A 21,235-nucleotide genomic window follows, 5' to 3' on the forward strand; every position below is an offset into this window, starting at 1 on the left:
ACGGGCCGGCCCCCCGGCGCCCTGAAAGGGCAGCGAAATCGCAGCCGGTCAACATACGCCAATCTTTTAGGCAACTTCCGCATATTTTCCCGTTTCCGACAAATCCGATATGGAAAAACTGTTAAATTTGCCAGATATGTCCCCCTTGCTTTACCCCTGAAAAACAGCTATAATCTGGGTTGTAAGTGGATTTTAGCCGTGTTTGATATGGTTCGCAACGCCAGGATTCTTTCCTGTGTTGCGCTTTTTTCCGGTTTTTATTGTTAAATTTCTAACAATATTCGTCAAACGCGGCGTCCCGACCATGTATCGTCTGCCCCCGGGGCCGGCTCTCTCCGGTCAAGAAAGGCGCGCCTCCCGGGCGTTTAAGGATGATTGCAAAGTAATTTAAACTAGGAGGACTAAAAAATGGATTTTCATCTGTCGAAAGAACAAGAGATGGTCCGCAAGATGTACCGCGAGTTCGCCGAGAACGAGGTCAAGCCCTTGGCTGAGGAAATCGACGAGGAAGAGCGCTTCCCTATGGAAACCGTAGAGAAGATGGGCAAGCTGGGCATGCTGGGCATCTACTTCCCCAAGGAGTACGGCGGAGCCGGCGGCGATGTGCTGTCCTACGCCATGTGCGTTGAGGAACTGGCCAAGGTGTGCGGCACCACTGCCGTCATCGTGTCCGCCCATACCTCTCTGTGCTGCGCCCCCATCTTTGAGCACGGCACTGAGGAGCAGAAGATGAAGTACCTGCCTGACCTGCTCTCCGGCAAGAAGATCGGCGCCTTCGGTCTGACCGAGCCCAACGCCGGTACCGACGCCTCCGGCCAGCAGACCACCGCCGTAAAGAATGAGAACGGCGACTATGTGCTCAACGGCTCCAAGTGCTTCATCACCAACGGCACCGTAGCCGAAACTCTGGTGGTCTTCGCTATGACCGACAAGACTCTGGGCAACCACGGCATCTCCGCCTTCATCGTGGAGAAGAACTTCCCCGGCTTCTCTGTGGGCAAGCACGAGAAGAAGATGGGTATCCGCGGCTCCTCCACCTGCGACCTGATCTTTGAGGACTGCGTCGTGCCCAAGGAGAACCTGCTGGGCAAGGAAGGCCAGGGCTTCAAGATCGCCATGCAGACCCTGGACGGCGGCCGTATCGGCATCGCCGCGCAGGCTCTGGGCCTGGGCGAGGGCGCTGTGAACGAGGCTGTCAAGTACACCCAGGAGCGCGTGCAGTTCAAGAAGCGTCTGTCCCAGTTCCAGAACACCCAGTTCCAGCTGGCCGATATGCACACCCGGATGCAGGCCGCTCAGTACCTGGTGTACGCCGCCGCCGTGAAGAAGCAGAACCACGAGCCCTACGGCATGGATTCCGCTATGGCCAAGCTGTTCGCCGCTGAGGCCGCTTCCGACGTGACCCGCCGCGCCGTCCAGCTGTTCGGCGGCTACGGCTACACCCGTGAGTACCCCGTGGAGCGCATGATGCGCGACGCCAAGATCACCGAGATCTACGAGGGTACTTCCGAGGTCCAGCGCATGGTCATCTCCCGTGCTCTGGGTGTGAAATAAGTTAGGAGGCAGATCGAAATGAAAATCATTGTTTGTGTCAAGCAGGTCCCCGATACCTCCGGTAAGGTGGCCGTCAATCCCGATGGTACTCTGAACCGCGCCTCCATGGCCGCTATCACCAACCCCGACGACCTGAACGCCGTCGAGGCCGCTCTGACTTTGAAGGAGCAGACCGGAGCCGAGGTCGTGATCGTCTCTATGGGTCCTCCTCCCGCCGAGTCCATGCTGCGTGAGGTCATGGCCCGCGGCGCTGACCGCGCCGTTCTGGTGTCCGCCCGTGAGTTCGGTGGCTCCGATACCTACGCCACCTCCCAGATCCTGGCCGCCGCCATCAACAAGATCGGCGTCGAGGACGAGGATATCGTGCTGTGCGGCCGTCAGGCCATCGACGGCGATACCGCCCAGGTCGGCCCCCAGATCGCTGAGAAGCTGCATCTGCCCCAGGTTTCCTACGCCGCCGAGATCACCAAGGAGGGCGACACCATCACCGTCAAGCGGATGCTGGAGGACGGCTATATGACCATCAAGGTCAAGACCCCCTGCCTGATCACCTGCATCAAGGAGCTGAACGCTCCCCGTTACATGAGCGTGGGCGGCATCTACGAGTGCTACTCCAAGCCCTATGAGATCTTTGACTACAACACCCTGAAGGACGATCCCCTCATCGATCCTACCACCATCGGTCTGAAGGGCTCCCCCACCAACATCTTCAAGTCCTTCACTCCCCCTCAGAAGGGCGTGGGCATGATGCTGGAGGGCGCCGACAAGGCCACCTGCGACAAGCTGGCCGGCATTCTGGCCGCCAAGCACCTGATCTGATAGAAGGGAGATTAAGAATATGTCTAACTACAACAGTGCTGCCATCGAAGAATTCAAGGGCGGCGTTTGGGTATTCTGCGAGCAGCGTCAGGGCAAAATGATGCCCACCTCCTTCGAGCTGATCTCCGAGGGCCGCAAGCTGGCCGACGAGCTGGGCGAGAAGCTGTACGGCCTTCTGCTGGGCCACGAGATCGAGGGTATCGCCAAGGAGCTGGGCGGCTACGGCGCTGACGGCGTGTATGTCTGCGACCACCCCCTGCTGGCCAACTACACCACTGACGGCTACACCAAGGTCATCTGCGACGTGATCCAGGAGTACAAGCCTGAGGTCATGCTGATCGGTGCCACCAACATTGGCCGCGATCTGGGCCCCCGCTGCGCCGCCCGTCTGCACACCGGCCTGTGCGCCGACTGTACTCACCTGGACATCGACGTGCCCAAGTACAAGGACTTCCTGCGCTCCGCCTCCACTCTGGCTCCTGCCATGATCGACTCCATCCCCGAGGATGACCGCAACCTGAAGATGACCCGTCCCGCTTTCGGCGGTCACCTGATGGCCACCATCATCTGCCCCCGCTTCCGTCCCGCTATGGCCACCGTCCGTCCCGGCGTGATGAAGAAGAACGCCTTTGACCAGGCCAAGGCTGACGCCTGCGAGATCATCAAGCCCAACTTCTCCCTCACCGAGGACGACATGGAAACTCAGGTCGTCGAGGTGGTCAAGGCCGCCAAGAAGCTGGTCGATTTGATCGGCGCCGATGTAGTCGTTTCCGTGGGCCGCGGCATCTCCAAGGATGTTGAGGGCGGCATCAAGCTGGCCGAGGAACTGGCTGAGGTTCTGGGCGGCGTCGTGGGCGGCTCCCGTGCCACCATCGACTCCGGCTGGCTGTCCGCCGACCATCAGGTCGGTCAGACCGGCAAGACCGTTCACCCCAAGATCTATGTGGCTCTGGGCATCTCCGGCGCTATCCAGCACAAGGCCGGTATGCAGGACTCCGAGTGCATCATCGCCGTGAACAAGAACGATACTGCCCCCATCTTCGAGATCGCCGACTACGGCATCTGCGGCGACCTGTTCAAGGTCACCCCCATGCTGATCGAGGCCATCAAGGCTGCCAAGGCCGCCAAGTAAGATCGGCTGTAATCGCATAAAAAAGCCAGTACCCCCCGTCCAACGGACGGGGGGTACTTATTTTATAGGTAGTTTTTTAAAAAAATCCATGCTATACTGTTGATATAATACAGAAACTACTAGACTTAAAGGAGGCATATCATGAAAATCTATCATAAACCTTCTTTTATGTACGGTCTTACTTTCCTTTTCGCGCTGCCTCTGTTTGCGTTTGGTATCATAAAGGTCCATTGGTCGCAGTGGATCATCACCATCGCATTTGCCACAAAGTTCTTATACACAGGACTTTCTAGATCAGAAAGCGAGTATCAGGAAAATATCGCAAAGAACTATCGGAGCGTGGCCCAGGAGCTTTACGGGAAATATGCAACCATAAAGTTAAATTTCCCTTTGGTCATTTTATGTTCTTTTTATGCTGTCGCTTTGTTCATCAGGTTGGTAGCTGATCTTTTTATTCCTATTTGGATCACTGTTTGTTTTACAATCGTTCTTACTGTTTCTGTCTTTTATAGCCTCAGCCTTAACCATAAAATCAAAGAACATATTGAAAATGGCACAAATAAAGGATAGAAATGAATTAAACAACACCTCAAAAGCCAATACTCCCCCTAGGGCCAGCCGGAAACCGGCTGGCCCTTTTTTTATACTCCCCCTCATCTGTCTGGGCGGCTTGGCTGCCCATAGGATACTCCGGTGGCACACATCTCCCCCCTCTACACGGCGTAACAAGGTCGTCACACTCTCTCCATCTTCCATCTCTTCTCTCCATTCTCATTCCCCCCGCACCGTGGCCCGGCCGTGCGCATAGGATAGCTCAGAAACCCGCCCCCCTTCAGGCGGTCTTCGGAGGTACTGCTATGAAACACGAACTGAACATCTGGGTGGTGGGCGGCGATATGCGCCAGGCCAAGCTGGCCCAGCTGCTGGCCCTGGACGGCCACACTGTCCATACTTACGCTTTGGAGCAAGACCGCTCTACCGGCCCGCTCCCTGAGGAGGATCTGTCTCAGGCCGAGAAGGCGGACTGTGTCGTTCTGCCGCTGCTGGTGTCCACAGAGGGCGGCCTGCTCAACGCCCCTCTATCCCAAACAAATCATCCCTTGTCCGACGTATTAGATGCACTTCGCCCCAGCCAGTTTATCTGCGGCGGCCGGCTGGACTCGGAAATCTTAGCTTTGGCTGCCCACCGCGGGCTAACCATTCGGGACTACTTCGCCCGGGAGGAGCTGGCGGTAGCCAACGCTGTCCCCACAGCGGAGGGAGCTATCCAACTGGCCATGGAGCATTTACCAATCACAATCCACGGCGCCCGTGTGCTGGTCGTGGGCTTTGGCCGGGTGGGCCGGCTCACCGCCCAACGCTTCCAAGCTCTGGGAGCAAAGGTTTCCGTGGCGGCCCGCCGGTATGAGCAGCTGGCCTGGGCGCAGGCCATGGGACTGGGCACCGAGCATCTGGCCCATCTAGCCGGATGGCTGTGCGGCTATGACCTGATCGTCAACACAGTCCCCGCCCAGGTCCTGGGCCGGCTGGAACTAGAGGATGTCAAAGAGGACTGTCTCATCCTGGACCTGGCCTCCAAGCCCGGAGGGGTAGACCTTAGGGCGGCGGGAGAGCTGGGCCTCACAGTAATCTGGGCCCTGTCCCTCCCCGGTAAGGTAGCCCCTGTGACCGCCGGGGCCGCCATTAAATCCACCATTTATAATATGCTTCAAGAGGCGGGGTACTGAGAGGGGCGTGCCCTGGAGGGAAGTACAAGACGTACCCCGGCGCGAATCGCCTCACATTCAGTCTGATTTGGAAAGGAAGATTGATTTGATCGATAAAACCGTCGGATTCGCTGTGTGCGGGTCCTTCTGCACCCATCACAAGGCCATGGAGGCCTTAGAGCAGGTGAAAGCCCGCTTCACCCATGTGGTGCCTATTGTATCCGAGTGCACTGCCGACACGGATACCCGCTTCGGCAAAGCTCACGACCTGATGCGGGAAATGGAGCGCATCTGTGACCACCGGGTCATCTCCACTGTCAAGGCGGCAGAGCCTATTGGCCCCCAGAAGCTGCTGGACCTGCTTATTATCTGCCCCTGTACCGGAAACACCCTGGGCAAGCTGGCCAACGGAGTGACAGACACCAGTGTCACTATGGCTGCCAAAGCTCACTTACGCAACAGCCGCCCCCTGGTCATCGCCCCCTCTACCAATGACGGACTGGCCGCCTCGGCCGTGAGCATCGGGGCCCTGCTGCCTAGAAAATACATCTATTTCGTTCCCTTTGGCCAAGACGACCCAGAGAGAAAGCCTACTTCTTTAGTATCTGATTTCTCTTTGGTGGCAGACGCGGCCCAGGCCGCCCTGGAGGGAAAACAGCTTCAACCCCTGCTCATCCCACATCATTGATCAAAAAAGATCCCGGACCACACCCTTACGGGTGAGGTCCGGGATTCGCTCTCTTAAAGGGAGCTCCCGTGCCAATATGACCGGAAATAATGGAGCAGGTCAGAGCCAAATTGGAACAGAATGATCAGCACCATCACGGTCACAGGCAAAAATAAGAGGAACATCACGATCTCGTCCATCAGCTGATATAGAGAGGCCCAAAAAAAGCTCCACATATTTCGCTCCTTTCCCGATTTGATCCTTCCCTACGTGCTCCTCCTCAACTTTTTCTCTATACAAAGTATACTATATCTCACGAGATTTATCAATATAATTTTCGTTTTTTTACAAATAAAATATCTTGATGTAATCCACCCTCTTCTTTATAAAAGGAGACCGCCTGTGTAAATCACAGGCGGCCTCCTTTTTCATTTTTTCTTTTTTCGCTTTTCAAAAAAACTCTTGACTACACCTTCTGGTACCTCTTCGCCCATGCTCTCACCAAAGGCCTCTAGAGCAGCGCGCTGATCGGCGCTCAGGCTGGTCGGTACTTGGACTTTGATGGTCACATACTGATCGCCCCGGCCTCGACCTCGAAGCTCTGGGATTCCTTTCCCCCGCAGGCGGAAGGTGGTACCGGGTTGTGTTCCGGCCGGCAGGCTCCACTTGACCTTTCCGTCGATGGTGGGAATCTCCAGCTCCCCTCCCATCGCCGCCCGGTAGAAGGAAACGGGCTGCTCGTAGAGGACTGTGGTCCCATCCCGGCGGAACTGCGTATGGGGCTTTATACGGATGCCCACAATCAGGTCACCGGCCGGGCCTCCGTTTTTACCGGCATTGCCCTGGCCCCGCAGAGAAACCGCCTGTCCGTCGTCGATCCCGGCAGGAATGGTAACGGTGATGCGTTTTTTCTTCCGCACACTGCCGGCGCCGCCACATACCTTACAGGGGGAGTGGATCAGCTTGCCCGTCCCCCGGCACTTGGAACATTGGGCGGTGGTGGAGAAGGCGAAGCCGCCCGCCCCCCGCTGAATCCGAACCACGCCGGTCCCCCGGCAGTCAGGGCAGGTCTCGGCGGTGGTGCCCGGCTCACAGCCGGAGCCATGGCAGGCATCGCACATCTCAGTCCGTGTCAGCTCCAGCTCCTTCTCGCAGCCGAAAGCGGCCTCCTCAAACGTGACAGAGAGATTAGCCCGCAGGCTCTCTCCCTTTTGCGGGGCATTAGCTCTCTGCTGCTGACCACCAAAGCCACTGAAGCCGCCGCCGAAGAAGGAGCCAAAGATATCTCCCAGGTCGATGTCCCCCATATCGAAGCCGCCGAAGCCGCCGCCACCCCCGAAATTGGGGTCTACCCCCGCATGGCCGAACTGGTCATACTTCGCCCGCTTCTCCTTGTCGGACAGGACCTCATACGCCTCGTTGACCTCTTTGAATTTAGCCTCTGCCCCTTTGTCCCCCGGATTCATGTCGGGGTGGTACTGCTTGGCCAGCTTACGGTACGCTTTTTTCAATTCTTCGTCCGAGGCCCCTTTGGACACGCCCAAGACCTCGTAATAATCTCGTTTCTGTTCTGGCATGATATCACCTCTGTTTCAGAGTTCAGAGTGGAACGTGAAGAGCGGAGATAAGGTCTGCGGCGTATATGCCCGGAGTGAATGACCATATCTTCACTCTCCACTCTTTACCCTTCACTCTTTTGAACAGGCACAACGGCGCGCAGGCGGGGCGACGCCCCGCCCGCGCGGACCATAGATTTCTATTACTTCTGATCGTCGTCCACGACCTCATAGTCCGCATCGACCACATCAGGGCCGGCGGCGCTGCCGCCCTGGGCGCCGCCCATATCGGGGCCGGGGCCGGGCTGGCCGGCCTGCGCCTGGCCATACAGCTTTTCGCTAACTGCGTAAAACTCCTTCGTCAGAGCCTCGGTGGCCTCCTTGATGGCCTGGGTGTCATTTCCCTTCAAGACTTCCTTCAGGTGGTTCAGCGCGCTCTCCACCTTGCCCTTATCTCCAGCGGGGATCTTATCGCCCATCTCCTCCAGGGTCTTTTCTGTCTGATAAACCATCTGGTCCCCGTTGTTGCGGATGTCCACCTCTTCCTTCCGCTTGGCGTCTTCGGCGGCGAACTGTTCAGCCTCCTTGACTGCCTTATCAATGTCGTCCTTCGACATATTGGTGGAGGAGGTAATGGTAATATGCTGCTCCTTGCCGGTACCCATATCCTTGGCGGACACGTTCACGATGCCGTTGGCGTCGATATCAAAGGTAACCTCGATCTGAGGCACACCCCGGCGTGCGGGAGCGATGCCGTCCAGGTGGAAGCGGCCCAAGGTCTTGTTGTACTGGGCCATCTCACGCTCGCCCTGGAGAACGTGGACCTCTACGGAGGTCTGGTTATCAGCGGCGGTAGTGAAGGTCTGGCTCTTCTTTACGGGGATAGTGGTGTTACGCTCGATGAGCTTGGTCATCACGCCACCCATGGTCTCAATGCCCAGGGACAGGGGGGTGACGTCCAGCAGCAGCAGGTCCTTCACGTCGCCGGTAAACACACCGCCCTGGAGAGCGGCGCCCAAGGCCACGCACTCGTCGGGGTTAATGCCCTTGAAGCCCTCCTTGCCAGTCAGCTTCTTTACCATCTCCTGAACCGCGGGAATACGGCTGGAGCCGCCCACCATCAGGACCTTAGACAAATCGCTTCCGCTCAGTCCGGCGTCAGACAGAGCCTGCTTCACAGGGCCGCTGGTGGCTTCCACCAGGTGGGCGGTCAGTTGGTCGAACTTGGCCCGAGTCAGGGTCAGGTCCAAGTGCTTGGGGCCGGTGGCATCAGCGGTGATATAGGGCAGGTTGATGCTGGTAGAAGTGACACCGGACAGCTCGATCTTGGCCTTCTCAGCAGCCTCCTTCAAGCGCTGCATGGCCACCTTGTCGCCGGTCAGGTCCACACCCTCAGTTTTCTTAAACTCCGCGGCCATCCAGTCCATGACGCACTTGTCGAAGTCGTCGCCGCCCAAGCGGTTGTTACCAGCGGTAGCCAGCACCTCGATGACGCCGTCGTCGATATCCAGGATGGATACGTCGAAGGTGCCACCGCCCAGGTCATACACCATGACCTTCTGGGCGGTCTCCTTGTCTACGCCGTAGGCCAGAGCAGCGGCGGTGGGCTCGTTGATAATCCGCTTCACGTCCAGGCCGGCGATCTTACCAGCATCCTTAGTGGCCTGGCGCTGGGCATCGGTGAAGTAGGCGGGGACTGTGATGACGGCCTCGGTGACTGTTGTGCCCAGATAGGCCTCGGCGTCCGCCTTCAGCTTCTGCAGGATCATGGCGCTGATCTCCTGGGGGGTATACTTCTTGCCATCGATGTTCACCTTGTAGTCGGAGCCCATCTCACGCTTGATGGAGATGACGGTCCGGTCGGGGTTCGTGATGGCCTGGCGCTTGGCCACCTGACCCACCATACGCTCGCCGTCCTTGGAAAAAGCCACCACAGAGGGGGTGGTGCGGTTGCCTTCGGCGTTGGGGATGACGACAGCGTCGCCGCCCTCCATGACCGCTACACAGCTGTTGGTCGTACCTAAATCGATACCGATGATCTTAGACATAATTCATTCCTCCTAAATATATGACATTCATGTTTACAAAGTTAAAATAGGAACAGCGGCCCGATGGCGTAGAGCGCGGCGCACCAGGCCAGCAGGCCCCCAGCGAGCAGCAGGGTATAGGATACAGCATCACAGGTTTTCGCTTTACAGCACTGCTTGCAGGGCTGATTTCTTTTCACTGTTTTCCTCCTTTAATCCCATCGGCTTTTGAAAATAAGCCGCGCACCTCGGTTCCGTTCCCCTAATTGGCCACCTGCACCATGGCGAAGCGGATGACCTTCTCGCCGCACTGGAAGCCGGCCTGGAACACGGCGGCCACTACGTTCTCGCCCAAGCTCTCATCCTCCACGTGCATAACGGCGTTATGGAGATTCGGATCAAAGGGCTGGCCCAGGGCAGGAATCTCAGTGATGCCCAGCTTGGAAAGGATCTCCTTCAGCTGGTTCATCGTCATCTCCACCCCTTTTTTGTAGGCTTCGTCGGCGGTGTCCTGCTTCAAGGCCCGCTCCAGGTTATCATAGACGGGAAGAAACGCGGCGGCGGTATCCGCCTTGGCGTCGTTCCAGATGGACTCCTTCTCCTTGGCGGTCCGCTTTCGGTAGTTGTCGTACTCCGCGGCCAGGCGGAGAAAGCGGTCGTCGAGGGGTGCGGTCCCCTCTCCGGAGGGCTCCTCCTTGGGTGCCTCCCCTGATTTCTGGTCCTCCTGGGCGGCCTCGCCGGCCTCCTGGGCCCCCCCTTTCTCCTCCTGTTCCGTGCGAACAGCCTCTTCCTCAGGCTCCACAGCCTCTTCCTTCCGAATATCCTCCTGACACTGCTCAGGCTGGGCCTGCTTCTTTTTATTTTTATCGCTCACGATGCGGCGCTCCTTTCCTGCTTATGGCTCCTGTGTATCTGTTTTCTCTGCCGGGGGTAACTCTCCCTTGCCGAACATCCGGGTCAGGCTGTCGGCAAAATAGGACAGGCGGGCGGTGACCTTGGCGTAGTCCATCCGGGTGGGTCCAACCACTCCGATGACGCCCTTCATATTTTCTCCAATGTCGTAGCTGGCCATGACCACACTGGTGTCCTTCAGCGCGTCACTGACATTTTCCGGCCCGATCAGGATGTTCATGTTCTGGCCGCCGGTCATTGTCACAGGCAGCCGGGCCACATCCTTCTCCTCGGCCAGATAGTTCATCAGAGGTTTAGCCTTGTCCAGGCTTCGGTATTCCGGGTGTTCCAGCAAGTGAGTGATTCCGGTAGTTCGGACCTTTTGGCTGCTCTGTTCCGACAGGATCTCCACCGCGAAGTCCACCACCAGGGCAATCAGCTCAAAGGCGCCTGGAGCGGTGCGGGTCTCCATCTTGTCCAAGGTCTGTTCCATCTCCTCCTGGGTCAGTCCCACGAAGGAACTGTTCAGAACCGCGGAGAGCAGTTGGAGCTGGGTGTCAGAAACCTCCTCAGGGATATGGATGAGTTTATTTTTAACGATGGAGTTGTCCGTCATGACCACGGCAATAAAGGCGTTTTCTTCCACTTTCAGCAGGTCATAGCGTTTGACGGTGATCCGCTCCGCGGGGGCGGCCATGGTAAATACAGGATAGTCGCTGAACTGGGATAGGACCTTTCCCGCCCGGTCGATCACTCGATCCAGCTCCTCCATCTTCAGGTTCAGCGCCTCGTTGATACGCTGAGTCTCCTGCATGGTCAGCTGCTGATGACCCATCAACTCATTGACATACAGCCGGTAGCCCGCGGCGGAGGGTACCCGTCCGGCGGAGGTATGGGGCTGCTCCAAAAGGCCCATATCAGTCAAATCAGCCATCTCGTTCCGGATGGTGGCACTGGACACATCCAGTCCGGCCCGCTCCGCTACCATTTTCGACCCCACAGGCTCGGCGGTGGCGATATAGGTTTCAATGATGGCCCGAAGAATCCGTCTTTTTCTATCCGTCAGCTCCATGTTTCCCCCCCCTGTTCCTTTTATCTCGGCATGCGCTTCCGGCCGTTCCGGCTCAAGACAGCTCCGCTCCGCGGACCCTTCGTCTTATATCCTCATGCCGGCCTGCTTGCGCTTTGATCATTTCGTTAGCACTCAATACTCCTGAGTGCTAAAGATAATGTACCACCGGGGGGCAGAATTGTCAATAGGCACTTTATGAATTTGTTGTAAACAAATGAATCCCGCCAATTTTTTGCATCTTCTATCTTTTGCTGCTAAGAGCTCCGGCTCTTGACAAATGTTTCTAATGTATTACACTAGATATGAGGTGATTTTATGGGAATCGAAAAAAAGAATTACAGCTTTCGTTTTCATGAGGACATGGTAGAACGCCTCCGCGCCCAGGCCCAGCTGGAGAACCGCTCGCTCTCCAACCTGGTGGAAACGATTCTGCTCCAATATCTCTCCACCTTAGAGGAGAAAACAACATGACCGTCTGTCCATAGACAGGCGGTCATGTTTCTTTTTTATAGGGTAAACACCTGGCCGGTATACAGTCCCTGACAGCCGGGACCGAAGTATTCCGTCAGCCGCTCCAGGGCTGGCTGTCCGGTGCAGTGGCCGGTCAGGATTCGCTCCACCCCCAGGGCCTTCAGCGCGTCAGCCACCGACTGTACATACTCCGGCGAGCAGTTCATGCCAGTCCCCCCCTTGGCATACATATGCAGTCCGCCCACCACGGCGTGCACCCGCTTTCCGGGCAGCTGGTCCAACACGCCCCGCACGATGTTGACGATGCCCCCATGGCTGCAGGAGTTGAAGACCACCAGTCCCCGCTCCCCCTCCAGCACCAGGGACTGCTCGTGGCTGAAATCGTCCGGGAAAAAGTCATCCTCCCCTCGCTTGCAGACCAGGTTAGACGCCTTTCCCATAAAGGCCGGGTCCTTTGGACCGTCGGGCAGCAGCCACCCGCCCTCCAGCAGCTCCATAGGTCCCGGTACTGGGACAAGCCGCTCTCTGGCCCCCTCCCAGATATCCCGGTGGACACCAATAAATTTGGGTCCCTCCTCTGTCATGGAGAAGTAGGGCCCTCCGGCCTGGGGGCGGACATAGACCTTGGCTCTCTGGTTGAGCTGGAAGAACCGGCGCAGGCCGTCGGCGTGGTCATAGTGGCCGTGGGACAGCACCCCCAGGTCCACATCCGCCAGGTCCACCCCAAGCTTCTGGGCGTTGTCGGCAAACCGTCCTGAGGCGCCCCCATCCAGCAGCAGCCTCTTCCCCCGATATTCGATATACAGGGACAGGCCGTGCTCCGGCACCAGACCGCATCCCTCCTGGGCAGTATTTTCCATTAATACGGCAACTTTCATGTCCTGTTCCTCCTTATTCCAGTGCTCCAGAGCGGGTCAAGTCTCGAATCCACTTGCCGCTCCTTAATCTCCACACTCCCCCGACGCACTTACAAAACTGCTCTACCCCCAGGGATAGGTAGACCCAAAAGATCCCCGTCTTCAACACCAGCCCACATATAGCGGCCATAGGCACTGCCACCAGCCAGAGCGGGAGAATGTCAATGAGCGTAGTGGCCCGCACATCTCCCCCTCCCCGGAGGACTCCCACAATATTCACGCTGTTAAAATCCTTCAGCGGCATGATGACCGCCTGGAGAGTAATCATCATAGTGGCCGCGGCCGCCGCTCCTGCCGAGAGCTTAAACAGCGGGAACACATAGGTAGGCGCCAGGAAAACCAGTACCAGCCACAGGGCCAATCCCAGCGCCGCGCCTCCTACGGCGGCCAAGGTGTTCAGGGCGAGTCCCACTCCATATACCCTGTCCTTATGTCCGGCACCGATCTCCCGGCCAATGATAATCGCCGCGGTAGAGGCAAGTCCCATGGAAACTACCTTACATATTTTCTCTACATTTCCTGCTAGTGTATAGGCGGCCAGTATCTCCGTGCTGCCCGCCATATGTCCCATGACTGTGGGATACATAGAGGTACCTAGCCCCCACAGGGTTTCATTCAGCACCACTGGCCCACTGCACATCAGAAATTGACGGGCCAGCCGCTTTCCTGGCCGCAGGACCAGTCTCCACCGCACCCGGAAGATCCGATTCCTAGCCATGTGACAGGCCACGATGACAACCTCTAAAACGCGTGCGATGAGGGTGGCCAGAGCCGCCCCTTGAACTCCCAGTGCGGGCGCTCCCAGATTTCCGAAAATAAATACCCAGTTCAAAAAGGTATTCACTGCCATAGAGGTAGCCAGAATGTACATTCCCAGTTGGGGATGCTCCATACTGCGGAAGGCTGCAATATAAGTCATTGAAAAGGCGTTGAATACATAGGACAGCCCCGCCAGCCGGCCATATTGGGCGGCCAGCTCCACCACCGCCCGGTCGTTGCCAAAGAGGCTGAGAAATTCTACCGGACAGATCAGCAGAATCACCGAGCACAGAGACGATACTGCCATCACCAGCCACAGGGCCATCCCATAGATCCGATTGATAGACTCCATGTCCTGTTTGCCCCAGTATTGGCTCAACAGGACCGTGGAGCCGCTCTGCACTCCAAAAATAAAAAGCTGCACTACAAACAGTGGAATATTGGCTAGGGTAACCGCCGCCATCGGCTCCTCCCCCAGCAGCCCCACCATAAAGGTGTCCGCCATGCTCAGGGTGCTGGTGATCATATCCTGGAGGATGATAGGCGCGGCCAGAGCAGCGACCTCCTTATAAAAATTCGGTCCTCTCCGCATATAGGCAAACATGGAAACGCTCCTTTTTCGTTGTTTCTCATTCAGGACAGGGATGGGAACAGCTTCTCCGATGCCCCTTTCAATCCCTCAATTAAGGCGTCTACGTCCTCCTGCTTGGTATCGTAGGAAAAGCTGATCCGCAGCACCCCGTCCCGTTCCCTCTTGGGCAGTTTCAGGGCGGCAAAGACGTGGCTGGGTTTCCCCTTGTGGCAGGCGGAGCCGGAGGAGATATATACCCCCCGGTCGCTCAGGAAGCGGACCACCACCTCGCTCTTATAACCCACCAGGGAGATGGCTAGGATGTGGGGAGCGCCCCCCTGGGCCAGCAGCTTCGCCTTCGGCACTTCCTCCGCCAGCCGCCGAACGGTTTCTTCCTTCAGCCGGGCCATATGGGCCATGTCCTCCTCCAGAGTCTGCCGCCCCAGCCGGGCGGCGGCGGCGAACGCCGCGATCTGAGCTGTGGCCTCAGTACCCGACCGAAGGCCCTCCTCCTGCCCCCCGCCCCAGATCAGGGGAGGCAGCTTCAGCCCCTTTCGAACATAGAGCGCCCCCACCCCTTTAGGGGCGTGGATCTTGTGTCCGCTGACTGTCAGCAGGTCTACACCCAGTTTTTTGGGGGAAAAAGGTATTTTCAAAAATCCCTGCACCGCGTCACAGTGGAGCAGAGCCGGGCAGCCAGTCCTCCGAATGACTTGGGCAACCTCCCCCACAGGCAGGATGGCGCCTAGTTCATTGTTAACCAGCATCATGGAGACCAGCGCCGTGTCCGGCCGCATCGCCTCCTCCACCTGGGCGGCAGTGATGTTACCCTGGCGGTCCGGCTCCAGATATGTCACCTCATAGCCCCGGCGCTCCAATTCCCGGCAGGGCTCCAGCACAGCGGCGTGCTCGATGGCGGTGGTGATAATGTGCTTTCCTCGGCGGCGATTGACCTCCAGGGCAGACTGGATGGCCCAGTTGTCCCCCTCCGTGCCACAGGAGGTAAAAAACAGCTCCTCCGGCAGGCAGCCCAGGGCCTGAGCCACATTTCCCCGCCACTCCTTCATCCGGGCGGCCGCCTTGGTCCCCAGTTCATACCGGGACGAGGGGTTGCCCCAGCCCTGGGTCATCGCCTCTACCGCCGCCTGTACAGCCTCCGGCCGCACCGGCGTGGTGGCCGCATTATCCAAATAATGTATCATCCTGATCCACCCCAGTCTGTATCTGTTCAAAGTATCCTTCATTCTACCGTCTGCCTGGAGGAAAGTCAAGGCGGCGCAGACCGGCTCTGACCAGTGGGCTGCCGGACTTTCTCTCTATATCGGTCCTATCCGCACAACTTCCCTGGATACACTTATTTTTTCTTCTCCAGGAATATACTCTCCACAAGGAGACCTCTTTGTGGTATAATGAGAAAAAATCGCTCAAGAGTTCTCCCGGTCTTTTCCGGGCCTCTTATGCTCTCTGAAAAAGAAGGTTTTATCATGACCAATAACCAACGCATCTGTTATGTGGTGGGGGCCATGTCCCTGTCCCCCTCTCTGCGCCCCTACCCCGCTCCGGGGGACTACGTCATCGCCGCCGACCGTGGCTATGACTCCCTGATGGCCTACGGCGTCACGCCTGACCTTGTGGTGGGCGACTTTGATTCCCTGGGTCGCACCCCCTCCCATCCCAATGTGATCCAGCTCCCAGCGGAGAAGGATGATACTGACATGGTCTACGCTCTTCGTAAGGGTCTGGAGCTGGGCTACCGGCGATTCGTTCTGCTGGGCGGCGTGGGTGGCCGGCTGGAGCACACCCTTGGCAACCTCCAGCTGCTGGACTGGCTGACTACCCAGGGGGCCCACGGATTCCTGGCAGGCGAAAAAACAGCGGCCACCGCCCTCCGGAACAGTTCCCTCACCTTCCCCGCCTCCATGTCTGGCTATCTATCTGTGTTCTGCAACAGCGGCACAGCGGAAGGGGTCACCCTCACTGGGCTCAAATTTCCACTGGACCAGTATCAAATGGAGGGCAGTTTCCCCATTGGGGTCAGCAATGAGTTTCTGGGCACAGAGGCCACGGTGTCTGTAAGGCATGGTTCTCTCCTGCTGCTGTGGGAGGAATCGGGGAATTTTTACTCCCAGCTGCCCAAACTGTGGCCCAATCCTTGACTTTTTCCTTGCCTTTTGGGCTATCCTATGGTATAGTTGTTCCCTGATCTTGAGGGAGAGGAGGTGTCCCCAGTGGGCGAAGCGGTCAAGGTCGTCGCCAAAAACAGCAAGGCCTACCACGACTACTTTGTGGAAGAGAAATTTGAGGCCGGCATTGAACTGGCGGGCACCGAGGTCAAGTCTATCCGGCTGGGCAATGTGAATCTGAAGGATTCCTTCTGCATCATCAAGGAGGGGCAGCTGTCTGTCCTGGGTATGCACATCAGTCCATATGAAAAGGGCAACATTTTTAATAAGGACCCCCGCCGGCCCCGCCGGCTGCTTATGCACCGGCGGGAGATCCTGCGGCTCTCCGGCCGGATCCAGCAGGACGGCTACTCCCTCATCCCCCTGTCCGTCTATTTCAAGGGCCCACGGGTCAAACTGGAGCTGGGGCTTGCCAAGGGCAAGAAGCTCTATGACAAGCGGGAGTCCTCCGCCAAGCGGGACGCCAAGCGGGAAATAGACCGGGCGATGAAGACAAGGAACCGGTGACCGGTACTATCAGAAAGGATGACAGATATGGCACAAAATCCCATTGTCACCATTGAAATGGAAGACGGCGGCGTCATGAAGGCGGAGCTCTATCCTGAGGTGGCCCCCAACAGCGTCAACAATTTCATCAGCCTGGTCCGCAAGGGCTTTTACAACGGGCTGATCTTCCACCGCTGTATCCCCGGATTCATGATCCAGGGCGGCTGCCCCCAAGGCACTGGTATGGGCGGTCCCGGCTACTCCATCAAGGGCGAGTTCAGCCAGAACGGTGTAAAGAACGACTTGGCCCACGACCGGGGTGTGCTGTCCATGGCTCGGGCCATGGCCCCCGACTCCGCCGGCAGTCAGTTTTTCATTATGGTCGAGAAGGCTCCCCACCTGGACGGCAGCTATGCCGCCTTTGGCAAGGTCTTTGAGGGCATGGAGGTGGCTGACGCCATCGTAAACAGCAAGACAGATTGGAATGACCGGCCCCGTCAGGACCAGAGGATGAAGTCGGTTACCGTTGACACCTTTGGTGTGGAGTACCCTGAACCGGAGAAAGTATAATATAGTCCTTGAGTAAGCGCATCCGTACCGGCGCGCCAGCCGTGCCGGTACGGTCTGATTTCACTGAATCCCTCAAGCAAACCACACTGCATACGTTTTCTTTTTCTGGCGGCAAAGTTGCTGTCCAAAATGGAACCCAGTGCAGCGGATCCGTTTTGGAGAGGAGGAATAAGGGAGCGAGCGAAGTTTTCGCCATTATGGGAAGCGGAGTTGGCTGGACTTTGCGACGACGAGGGGGCGTACCGGTTTCGACGGGGACGCTGCAGTGGGAATAGCGGGCGGTGGCGCCTGGCCACCTTAAAACGGGCATTCTTTATAAATTAAAGAACGACAACTACGCTTACGCTGCCTAATTAAAGGCAGCCGTCTGACCGGGAAGGGCCACGAGCCCGGATCAGGCGTCGCTTAGTGGCGGACGTGAGCCGGCAAAGCTTTGAGCCGGCCATGCATCATGAAGCTCACCTGACCTTCAGGCGTGACGGCTTGCCTGAAGCGAAGGGAACGGGGAGAGCAAGACTCCTGTAATAACCGTCTGCGCCCGGAGAAGTTCCCATGAATGTGTTTTCGGACGGGAGTTCAACTCTCCCCGCCTCCACCAAAAGAAAATGCGACTTGTTTCGACAAGTCGCATTTTCTTTTGGGTTTCGCTCCCGTTGGTCGCTCCACCCTTCGGTGATTGAAATGCTCGGGCGAAGTGAATTCGCCCTGCGCCAAGGTTTTGCCTGTGGCAAAACGCTTGTACGGCGCAAAGGCGCCGCCGGCCAGAAGGCCGGTTGGATGCTTCTCAAGAAAAATTGCAAATTTGAATCCAAGAGAGTTCGACCGACCTGAGAGGATTTGGATTGTTACCCCTTGCCAAAAAGAAAGACATCTGCTGAAAGCAGATGTCTTTCTTTTTGGGTTTTGGCCGCCTAAGTCGGCCGAAACCCTCCGGAATTTTAATGCTAGCGGTCGGCAGAGCTGCCCCTGCGCAATTCTCGGCCGCAGGCCGGGAATTTACGCGCCGCTCGGCGCACGGCCCAGAAGGGCCCGATAGGCGGTGTATTTCTTCTAACAGTCCCAAGGCTAAAAATATCGATTTTAACCGCTCTTTGCAGAACGAAACGGGACTGGTTGAAACAAGTCGCAATTCGTTCTAGGCAGCGTTCTTCAATATGCCGCTCATGAATCTCTCCTCAGCCTAACATGTTGTCCGGCTTTTCAATATGGCTGCTGTGTCACTACTGCTGTTTTTTCCAGATATTTTGTTCGCCGATTTTGCAGCCCAACGCTCTACCTTTCTCCGATGGTGGCAAACATATGCTTAGGCTGGACAGAGTTCCACTTTAATTGGAGGAATCATGATCCCTGGCACACAGCGCGCGCTGCCGCCGACTTTTACAACACAGACGTTCCTCCATGAACTTCTGATGAGAAATGTCAATAACCATACCTGTGAGAAGCATATTCCCCTGTTGCTCAGACAATGAGCCGTTCATCAGCAGCCACACGACCTCTCCATCAGGACGGACGACACGGTATTCTAAGCTAACCGTTTGCTCCTTCTGTTCCACGGCTTTGTGCAGCCGCCGCTCAATAAAAGGAATATCCGCTGGATGGACCAAATGGATCGTCCCGTTATTTAGTCGATTGCGTAGACTCTCCCTCGTGATGCCATGTAGCGCATAGTAGTGATCGTTAGCATAAATCAGGGTAAAATCCCGGTCCATTCTGGCGCGGAAAATTCCGCCCATAGGACACTGAACGATGGATTCCAACTCAGCCTGCGCCTCCACTTGGCCAGTGATATCTAAGCATAGGCTGACCAGCACTGACTCCCCATTCGGCAGAACCGTCTGTACCCCTGTCTCTTTCACCCAGATATAGCCTTTATCTCTGCATAGCATTCTATAAGTTGTTGTGTAACTGTTTCCACTCATAAGGGCCTGTGCAATTTCACTCCGCAAGCTCTCCCGATCCTCGGCCCGAACGCAGTTGATCACAGCACCTTTAATTGCGGTGGCAAAGTCCGTCTGGTTTGGGTAATCCAGAAAAGACAGCATCCGGTCATCTATGTAATAGAGGGGAAAATCCGGAGTATTATAGGTAATCATAATACCGCCAAACATACATTCACTTAACAAGTTCAGCATTGCTTTTTCTACACAACGCTCCAGTTCCCTATGCGCACCATGCTTATGGGCGGAAAAACGCCAAGAGGCTGGCATTTTTAAATCACTTTTCATTCTCACATATCTCTCTCCTAATTTCGAGATCGAGTATCATTGACCTTGCATCGCTATATTTTCAGCTCCGATGTTTGAGACAGCCTGTTGAATTTTGAAGGTCAGAGCATTCATCTCGTCTAAAATCTCGTTGTATATCTGCGCGCGGCATACTGACATGGCATCACATGAACTGTCTCCCATTGGATGTGTCTCTTGTCTCCAACGAAGGAATAAGACTTTCAGTTCATTGGAATTTCTAGTGTTGATAGGGTCCAGATACTGCTCCACCGACTCCAGATCCCCGCGCGTCAGAGCCCCCTCAAAGGCATAGCGTATCGCACGTTCAACTTGCCCCGGAGTCGCTCCATTCTGTTTGGCTATCTTTGCGTATAACACACAAACTTTACCAGAAAAATAGTAGGAATCTTTATCCATGAGTTCCAAAGCGTCGTGAATATATGTAAATCCTTTTGTATTAGCCGGAATCCCTGCACGCAATAGGATATCCACGATTTCATTCTGCAGCATAATCTAAAATATCCTTTCAGTAATAATTTTCTCACTACTCTCACGGCAGCCCCATACATTTGTGGGTTGACAGGAACTGTCTTTTGCTTTAGTATTATCGATATACTCAGTGTTCTCAACTCATGGTATGTACGTCCACGTATCACGAACAACGGTTTTAGCTTACAACAAACATCTTTGAAAGTCAACCATTTTTTACAAATTTCTTGTTACTATTTTTCTCATCTGCAAGAGATTTGTAAGGCAGGAAATGAGGATTGGAGCGTCTAACAAGGAGGACCTCATATGAGCCTAGGAGATAAATTGCGGCAGAGGAGACAGGAAATGGGCCTCACCAGGCCCCAGCTGGCAGCTAAAATCTGCGTGACTCCGTCAGCGATTGCCAACTATGAAAATGGAATCAGCACCCCAAAGCCTGACATCTTAATTTCCCTGATTAATGTCTTAGAGGTTGACGCCAACTATATTTACTCTGATTATCTTGGAACAAACCGAATCAGCAAAATTTATGACCAGGCTCTAAGCGCGGAAGAGATTGATGCCATCAAAAAATACAGAGCACTTTCTGAAGAGGGGAAGCGGCTTGTTCGGCTGATTGTAAACGAGGAATATACTCGAACAATCGCCAGAAGCCGGCTCACCCTTCCCTGTTATCTGCCTGGTGTACGCAAGCTTCACACTGGTTTTCTCATGCAAGAGAACTTGGGCAGTGTGCGTATCATGCGAAAGGATCTGCCGGTTGGGGCCGATTTCTGCTTTCAGATTCAGGTAGACCAATATCTGCCCGTCTTCCGTAAATTCGATATTCTGGCCCTTCAGAGAAGGCAGGCAGGGCACAATGAGATGGGGCTGTTTTGTCTCAACGGTATTTATTATCTTCGTACCCTTTTTCAAGAGAGGGGAGAGTGTCGTCTGCGGGCTCTAAATGTAATTGATGAGGACATCTTAGTAACAGAAACAGACGAATTCCGCTGTATTGGTACGGTTCTTGGGCAAGTAAATGGTATCTTGGAGCCCTCCTGAATGACCTACCTTGTCTGAATAAACTGTTGTTAGCTGTTCCGATCCGACAGGGGACGTTCCCTGTGAACGTCCTTCCCCGGTCTGACCAAATGCTGG

The 21,235-nt window shown here is 56.0% G+C and carries 23 protein-coding genes and 1 other RNA gene; 13 read left to right on the top strand and 11 right to left on the bottom strand.

Annotation, left to right across the window (positions count from 1 at the left end; all coding sequences use genetic code 11):
• Positions 1-408 precede the first annotated feature (408 nt).
• The 6 genes from MCG44_RS12665 (at position 409) to MCG44_RS12690 (ending at position 5,899) form a co-directional block, all read left to right on the top strand.
• Positions 409-1,554: an acyl-CoA dehydrogenase gene (locus MCG44_RS12665; protein WP_147573369.1), complete on the top strand. Its 1,146-nt coding sequence runs from the start codon at positions 409-411 to the stop codon at positions 1,552-1,554.
• Between the two features lie 18 nt (positions 1,555-1,572).
• On the top strand, positions 1,573-2,373 hold the full coding sequence (gene acrB / locus MCG44_RS12670) for an acryloyl-CoA reductase electron transfer subunit gamma (protein ID WP_147573368.1): 801 nt from the start codon (positions 1,573-1,575) through the stop codon (positions 2,371-2,373).
• Between the two features lie 19 nt (positions 2,374-2,392).
• Positions 2,393-3,505, top strand: a complete 1,113-nt coding sequence (gene acrA / locus MCG44_RS12675; protein ID WP_147573367.1) for an acryloyl-CoA reductase electron transfer subunit beta — start codon at positions 2,393-2,395, stop codon at positions 3,503-3,505.
• A 141-nt stretch (positions 3,506-3,646) separates the two neighbouring features.
• Positions 3,647-4,075 carry a hypothetical protein gene (locus MCG44_RS12680; RefSeq protein ID WP_240288566.1) on the top strand — a complete coding sequence of 143 codons (429 nt, stop codon included), beginning with the start codon at positions 3,647-3,649 and terminating at the stop codon, positions 4,073-4,075.
• 287 nt (positions 4,076-4,362) lie between these two features.
• A complete protein-coding gene (dpsA, locus tag MCG44_RS12685; protein ID WP_240288568.1) occupies positions 4,363-5,232 on the top strand; it encodes a dipicolinate synthase subunit DpsA in 870 nt (289 codons plus the stop codon).
• A gap of 85 nt (positions 5,233-5,317) precedes the next feature.
• The gene (locus MCG44_RS12690; RefSeq protein WP_147573365.1) at positions 5,318-5,899 is read left to right on the top strand and encodes a dipicolinate synthase subunit B; all 582 of its coding nucleotides are present in this window, start codon (positions 5,318-5,320) and stop codon (positions 5,897-5,899) included.
• Positions 5,900-5,952: 53 nt separating this feature from the next.
• Here the strand turns inward: MCG44_RS12690 and MCG44_RS12695 are convergent, their stop codons facing one another.
• The 6 genes from MCG44_RS12695 to hrcA all read right to left on the bottom strand — a co-directional run bounded on the left by MCG44_RS12695 (position 5,953) and on the right by hrcA (position 11,424).
• Entirely contained in the window at positions 5,953-6,114 is a 162-nt protein-coding gene (locus MCG44_RS12695; protein WP_186853126.1) for a hypothetical protein, read from the bottom strand.
• A gap of 192 nt (positions 6,115-6,306) precedes the next feature.
• A complete protein-coding gene (gene dnaJ / locus MCG44_RS12700) occupies positions 6,307-7,455 on the bottom strand; it encodes a molecular chaperone DnaJ (RefSeq protein ID WP_147573364.1) in 1,149 nt (382 codons plus the stop codon).
• 182 nt (positions 7,456-7,637) lie between these two features.
• Positions 7,638-9,482, bottom strand: a complete 1,845-nt coding sequence (gene dnaK, locus MCG44_RS12705) for a molecular chaperone DnaK (RefSeq protein WP_147573363.1) — start codon at positions 9,480-9,482, stop codon at positions 7,638-7,640.
• Positions 9,483-9,523: 41 nt separating this feature from the next.
• Positions 9,524-9,661, bottom strand: coding sequence for a hypothetical protein (locus tag MCG44_RS12710; protein ID WP_186853129.1), 138 nt, complete (start codon positions 9,659-9,661; stop codon positions 9,524-9,526).
• Between the two features lie 62 nt (positions 9,662-9,723).
• A complete protein-coding gene (gene grpE / locus MCG44_RS12715; protein WP_240288570.1) occupies positions 9,724-10,335 on the bottom strand; it encodes a nucleotide exchange factor GrpE in 612 nt (203 codons plus the stop codon).
• A 21-nt stretch (positions 10,336-10,356) separates the two neighbouring features.
• Positions 10,357-11,424 carry a heat-inducible transcriptional repressor HrcA gene (gene hrcA, locus MCG44_RS12720; protein ID WP_147573361.1) on the bottom strand — a complete coding sequence of 356 codons (1,068 nt, stop codon included), beginning with the start codon at positions 11,422-11,424 and terminating at the stop codon, positions 10,357-10,359.
• Between the two features lie 315 nt (positions 11,425-11,739).
• Between hrcA and MCG44_RS12725 the strand changes: the two genes are divergently transcribed.
• Positions 11,740-11,895, top strand: coding sequence for a hypothetical protein (locus MCG44_RS12725; protein WP_186853131.1), 156 nt, complete (start codon positions 11,740-11,742; stop codon positions 11,893-11,895).
• Positions 11,896-11,930: 35 nt separating this feature from the next.
• Here MCG44_RS12725 and MCG44_RS12730 read toward each other — a convergent pair whose 3' ends face one another.
• The 3 genes from MCG44_RS12730 to MCG44_RS12740 are packed head-to-tail and all read right to left on the bottom strand — an operon-like array spanning position 11,931 to position 15,344.
• Positions 11,931-12,773, bottom strand: a complete 843-nt coding sequence (locus MCG44_RS12730) for an MBL fold metallo-hydrolase (RefSeq protein ID WP_240288571.1) — start codon at positions 12,771-12,773, stop codon at positions 11,931-11,933.
• Between the two features lie 13 nt (positions 12,774-12,786).
• A complete protein-coding gene (locus tag MCG44_RS12735; RefSeq protein WP_186853132.1) occupies positions 12,787-14,175 on the bottom strand; it encodes an MATE family efflux transporter in 1,389 nt (462 codons plus the stop codon).
• Positions 14,176-14,204: 29 nt separating this feature from the next.
• Entirely contained in the window at positions 14,205-15,344 is a 1,140-nt protein-coding gene (locus MCG44_RS12740) for a cysteine desulfurase family protein (protein WP_240288573.1), read from the bottom strand.
• 282 nt (positions 15,345-15,626) lie between these two features.
• On the opposite strand from MCG44_RS12740, the gene MCG44_RS12745 reads away from it, so the two are divergent.
• The 5 genes from MCG44_RS12745 (at position 15,627) to MCG44_RS12765 (ending at position 18,212) form a co-directional block, all read left to right on the top strand.
• Complete coding sequence (locus tag MCG44_RS12745) at positions 15,627-16,298, top strand: thiamine diphosphokinase (protein ID WP_147573358.1); 672 nt, start codon at positions 15,627-15,629, stop codon at positions 16,296-16,298.
• A 72-nt stretch (positions 16,299-16,370) separates the two neighbouring features.
• A complete protein-coding gene (gene smpB / locus MCG44_RS12750) occupies positions 16,371-16,832 on the top strand; it encodes an SsrA-binding protein SmpB (protein WP_147573357.1) in 462 nt (153 codons plus the stop codon).
• Positions 16,833-16,859: 27 nt separating this feature from the next.
• Positions 16,860-17,381, top strand: a complete 522-nt coding sequence (locus tag MCG44_RS12755) for a peptidylprolyl isomerase (RefSeq protein ID WP_186853135.1) — start codon at positions 16,860-16,862, stop codon at positions 17,379-17,381.
• 233 nt (positions 17,382-17,614) lie between these two features.
• Positions 17,615-17,979, top strand: a transfer-messenger RNA (tmRNA) gene (gene ssrA, locus MCG44_RS12760).
• The gene (locus MCG44_RS12765; protein WP_240288575.1) at positions 17,934-18,212 is read left to right on the top strand and encodes a hypothetical protein; all 279 of its coding nucleotides are present in this window, start codon (positions 17,934-17,936) and stop codon (positions 18,210-18,212) included. Before ssrA ends, MCG44_RS12765 begins: the two co-directional genes overlap by 46 nt.
• A gap of 494 nt (positions 18,213-18,706) precedes the next feature.
• Here MCG44_RS12765 and MCG44_RS12770 read toward each other — a convergent pair whose 3' ends face one another.
• Both MCG44_RS12770 and MCG44_RS12775 read right to left on the bottom strand, forming a co-directional pair.
• Positions 18,707-19,606 (bottom strand): PAS domain-containing protein, encoded by a 900-nt coding sequence (locus MCG44_RS12770; RefSeq protein ID WP_240288926.1) that lies wholly within the window; start codon positions 19,604-19,606, stop codon positions 18,707-18,709.
• A gap of 36 nt (positions 19,607-19,642) precedes the next feature.
• Complete coding sequence (locus MCG44_RS12775) at positions 19,643-20,116, bottom strand: sporulation initiation factor Spo0A C-terminal domain-containing protein (RefSeq protein WP_147573355.1); 474 nt, start codon at positions 20,114-20,116, stop codon at positions 19,643-19,645.
• Between the two features lie 285 nt (positions 20,117-20,401).
• Between MCG44_RS12775 and MCG44_RS12780 the strand changes: the two genes are divergently transcribed.
• A complete protein-coding gene (locus MCG44_RS12780; protein ID WP_147573354.1) occupies positions 20,402-21,139 on the top strand; it encodes a helix-turn-helix domain-containing protein in 738 nt (245 codons plus the stop codon).
• Positions 21,140-21,235 lie beyond the last annotated feature (96 nt).

This window comes from Lawsonibacter sp. OA9, assembly GCF_022440585.1.

Coding starts and splice junctions, on each gene's coding strand:
- MCG44_RS12665 (WP_147573369.1), top strand. CDS start 409: ATGGATTTTCATCTGTCGAAAGAACAAGAGATGGTCCGCAAGATGTAC.
- acrB (WP_147573368.1), top strand. CDS start 1,573: ATGAAAATCATTGTTTGTGTCAAGCAGGTCCCCGATACCTCCGGTAAG.
- acrA (WP_147573367.1), top strand. CDS start 2,393: ATGTCTAACTACAACAGTGCTGCCATCGAAGAATTCAAGGGCGGCGTT.
- MCG44_RS12680 (WP_240288566.1), top strand. CDS start 3,647: ATGAAAATCTATCATAAACCTTCTTTTATGTACGGTCTTACTTTCCTT.
- dpsA (WP_240288568.1), top strand. CDS start 4,363: ATGAAACACGAACTGAACATCTGGGTGGTGGGCGGCGATATGCGCCAG.
- MCG44_RS12695 (WP_186853126.1), bottom strand. CDS start 6,114: ATGTGGAGCTTTTTTTGGGCCTCTCTATATCAGCTGATGGACGAGATC.
- dnaJ (WP_147573364.1), bottom strand. CDS start 7,455: ATGCCAGAACAGAAACGAGATTATTACGAGGTCTTGGGCGTGTCCAAA.
- dnaK (WP_147573363.1), bottom strand. CDS start 9,482: ATGTCTAAGATCATCGGTATCGATTTAGGTACGACCAACAGCTGTGTA.
- hrcA (WP_147573361.1), bottom strand. CDS start 11,424: ATGGAGCTGACGGATAGAAAAAGACGGATTCTTCGGGCCATCATTGAA.
- MCG44_RS12725 (WP_186853131.1), top strand. CDS start 11,740: ATGGGAATCGAAAAAAAGAATTACAGCTTTCGTTTTCATGAGGACATG.
- MCG44_RS12730 (WP_240288571.1), bottom strand. CDS start 12,773: ATGAAAGTTGCCGTATTAATGGAAAATACTGCCCAGGAGGGATGCGGT.
- MCG44_RS12735 (WP_186853132.1), bottom strand. CDS start 14,175: ATGTTTGCCTATATGCGGAGAGGACCGAATTTTTATAAGGAGGTCGCT.
- MCG44_RS12740 (WP_240288573.1), bottom strand. CDS start 15,344: ATGATACATTATTTGGATAATGCGGCCACCACGCCGGTGCGGCCGGAG.
- MCG44_RS12745 (WP_147573358.1), top strand. CDS start 15,627: ATGACCAATAACCAACGCATCTGTTATGTGGTGGGGGCCATGTCCCTG.
- MCG44_RS12755 (WP_186853135.1), top strand. CDS start 16,860: ATGGCACAAAATCCCATTGTCACCATTGAAATGGAAGACGGCGGCGTC.
- MCG44_RS12765 (WP_240288575.1), top strand. CDS start 17,934: ATGAATGTGTTTTCGGACGGGAGTTCAACTCTCCCCGCCTCCACCAAA.
- MCG44_RS12770 (WP_240288926.1), bottom strand. CDS start 19,606: ATGAAAAGTGATTTAAAAATGCCAGCCTCTTGGCGTTTTTCCGCCCAT.
- MCG44_RS12775 (WP_147573355.1), bottom strand. CDS start 20,116: ATGCTGCAGAATGAAATCGTGGATATCCTATTGCGTGCAGGGATTCCG.
- MCG44_RS12780 (WP_147573354.1), top strand. CDS start 20,402: ATGAGCCTAGGAGATAAATTGCGGCAGAGGAGACAGGAAATGGGCCTC.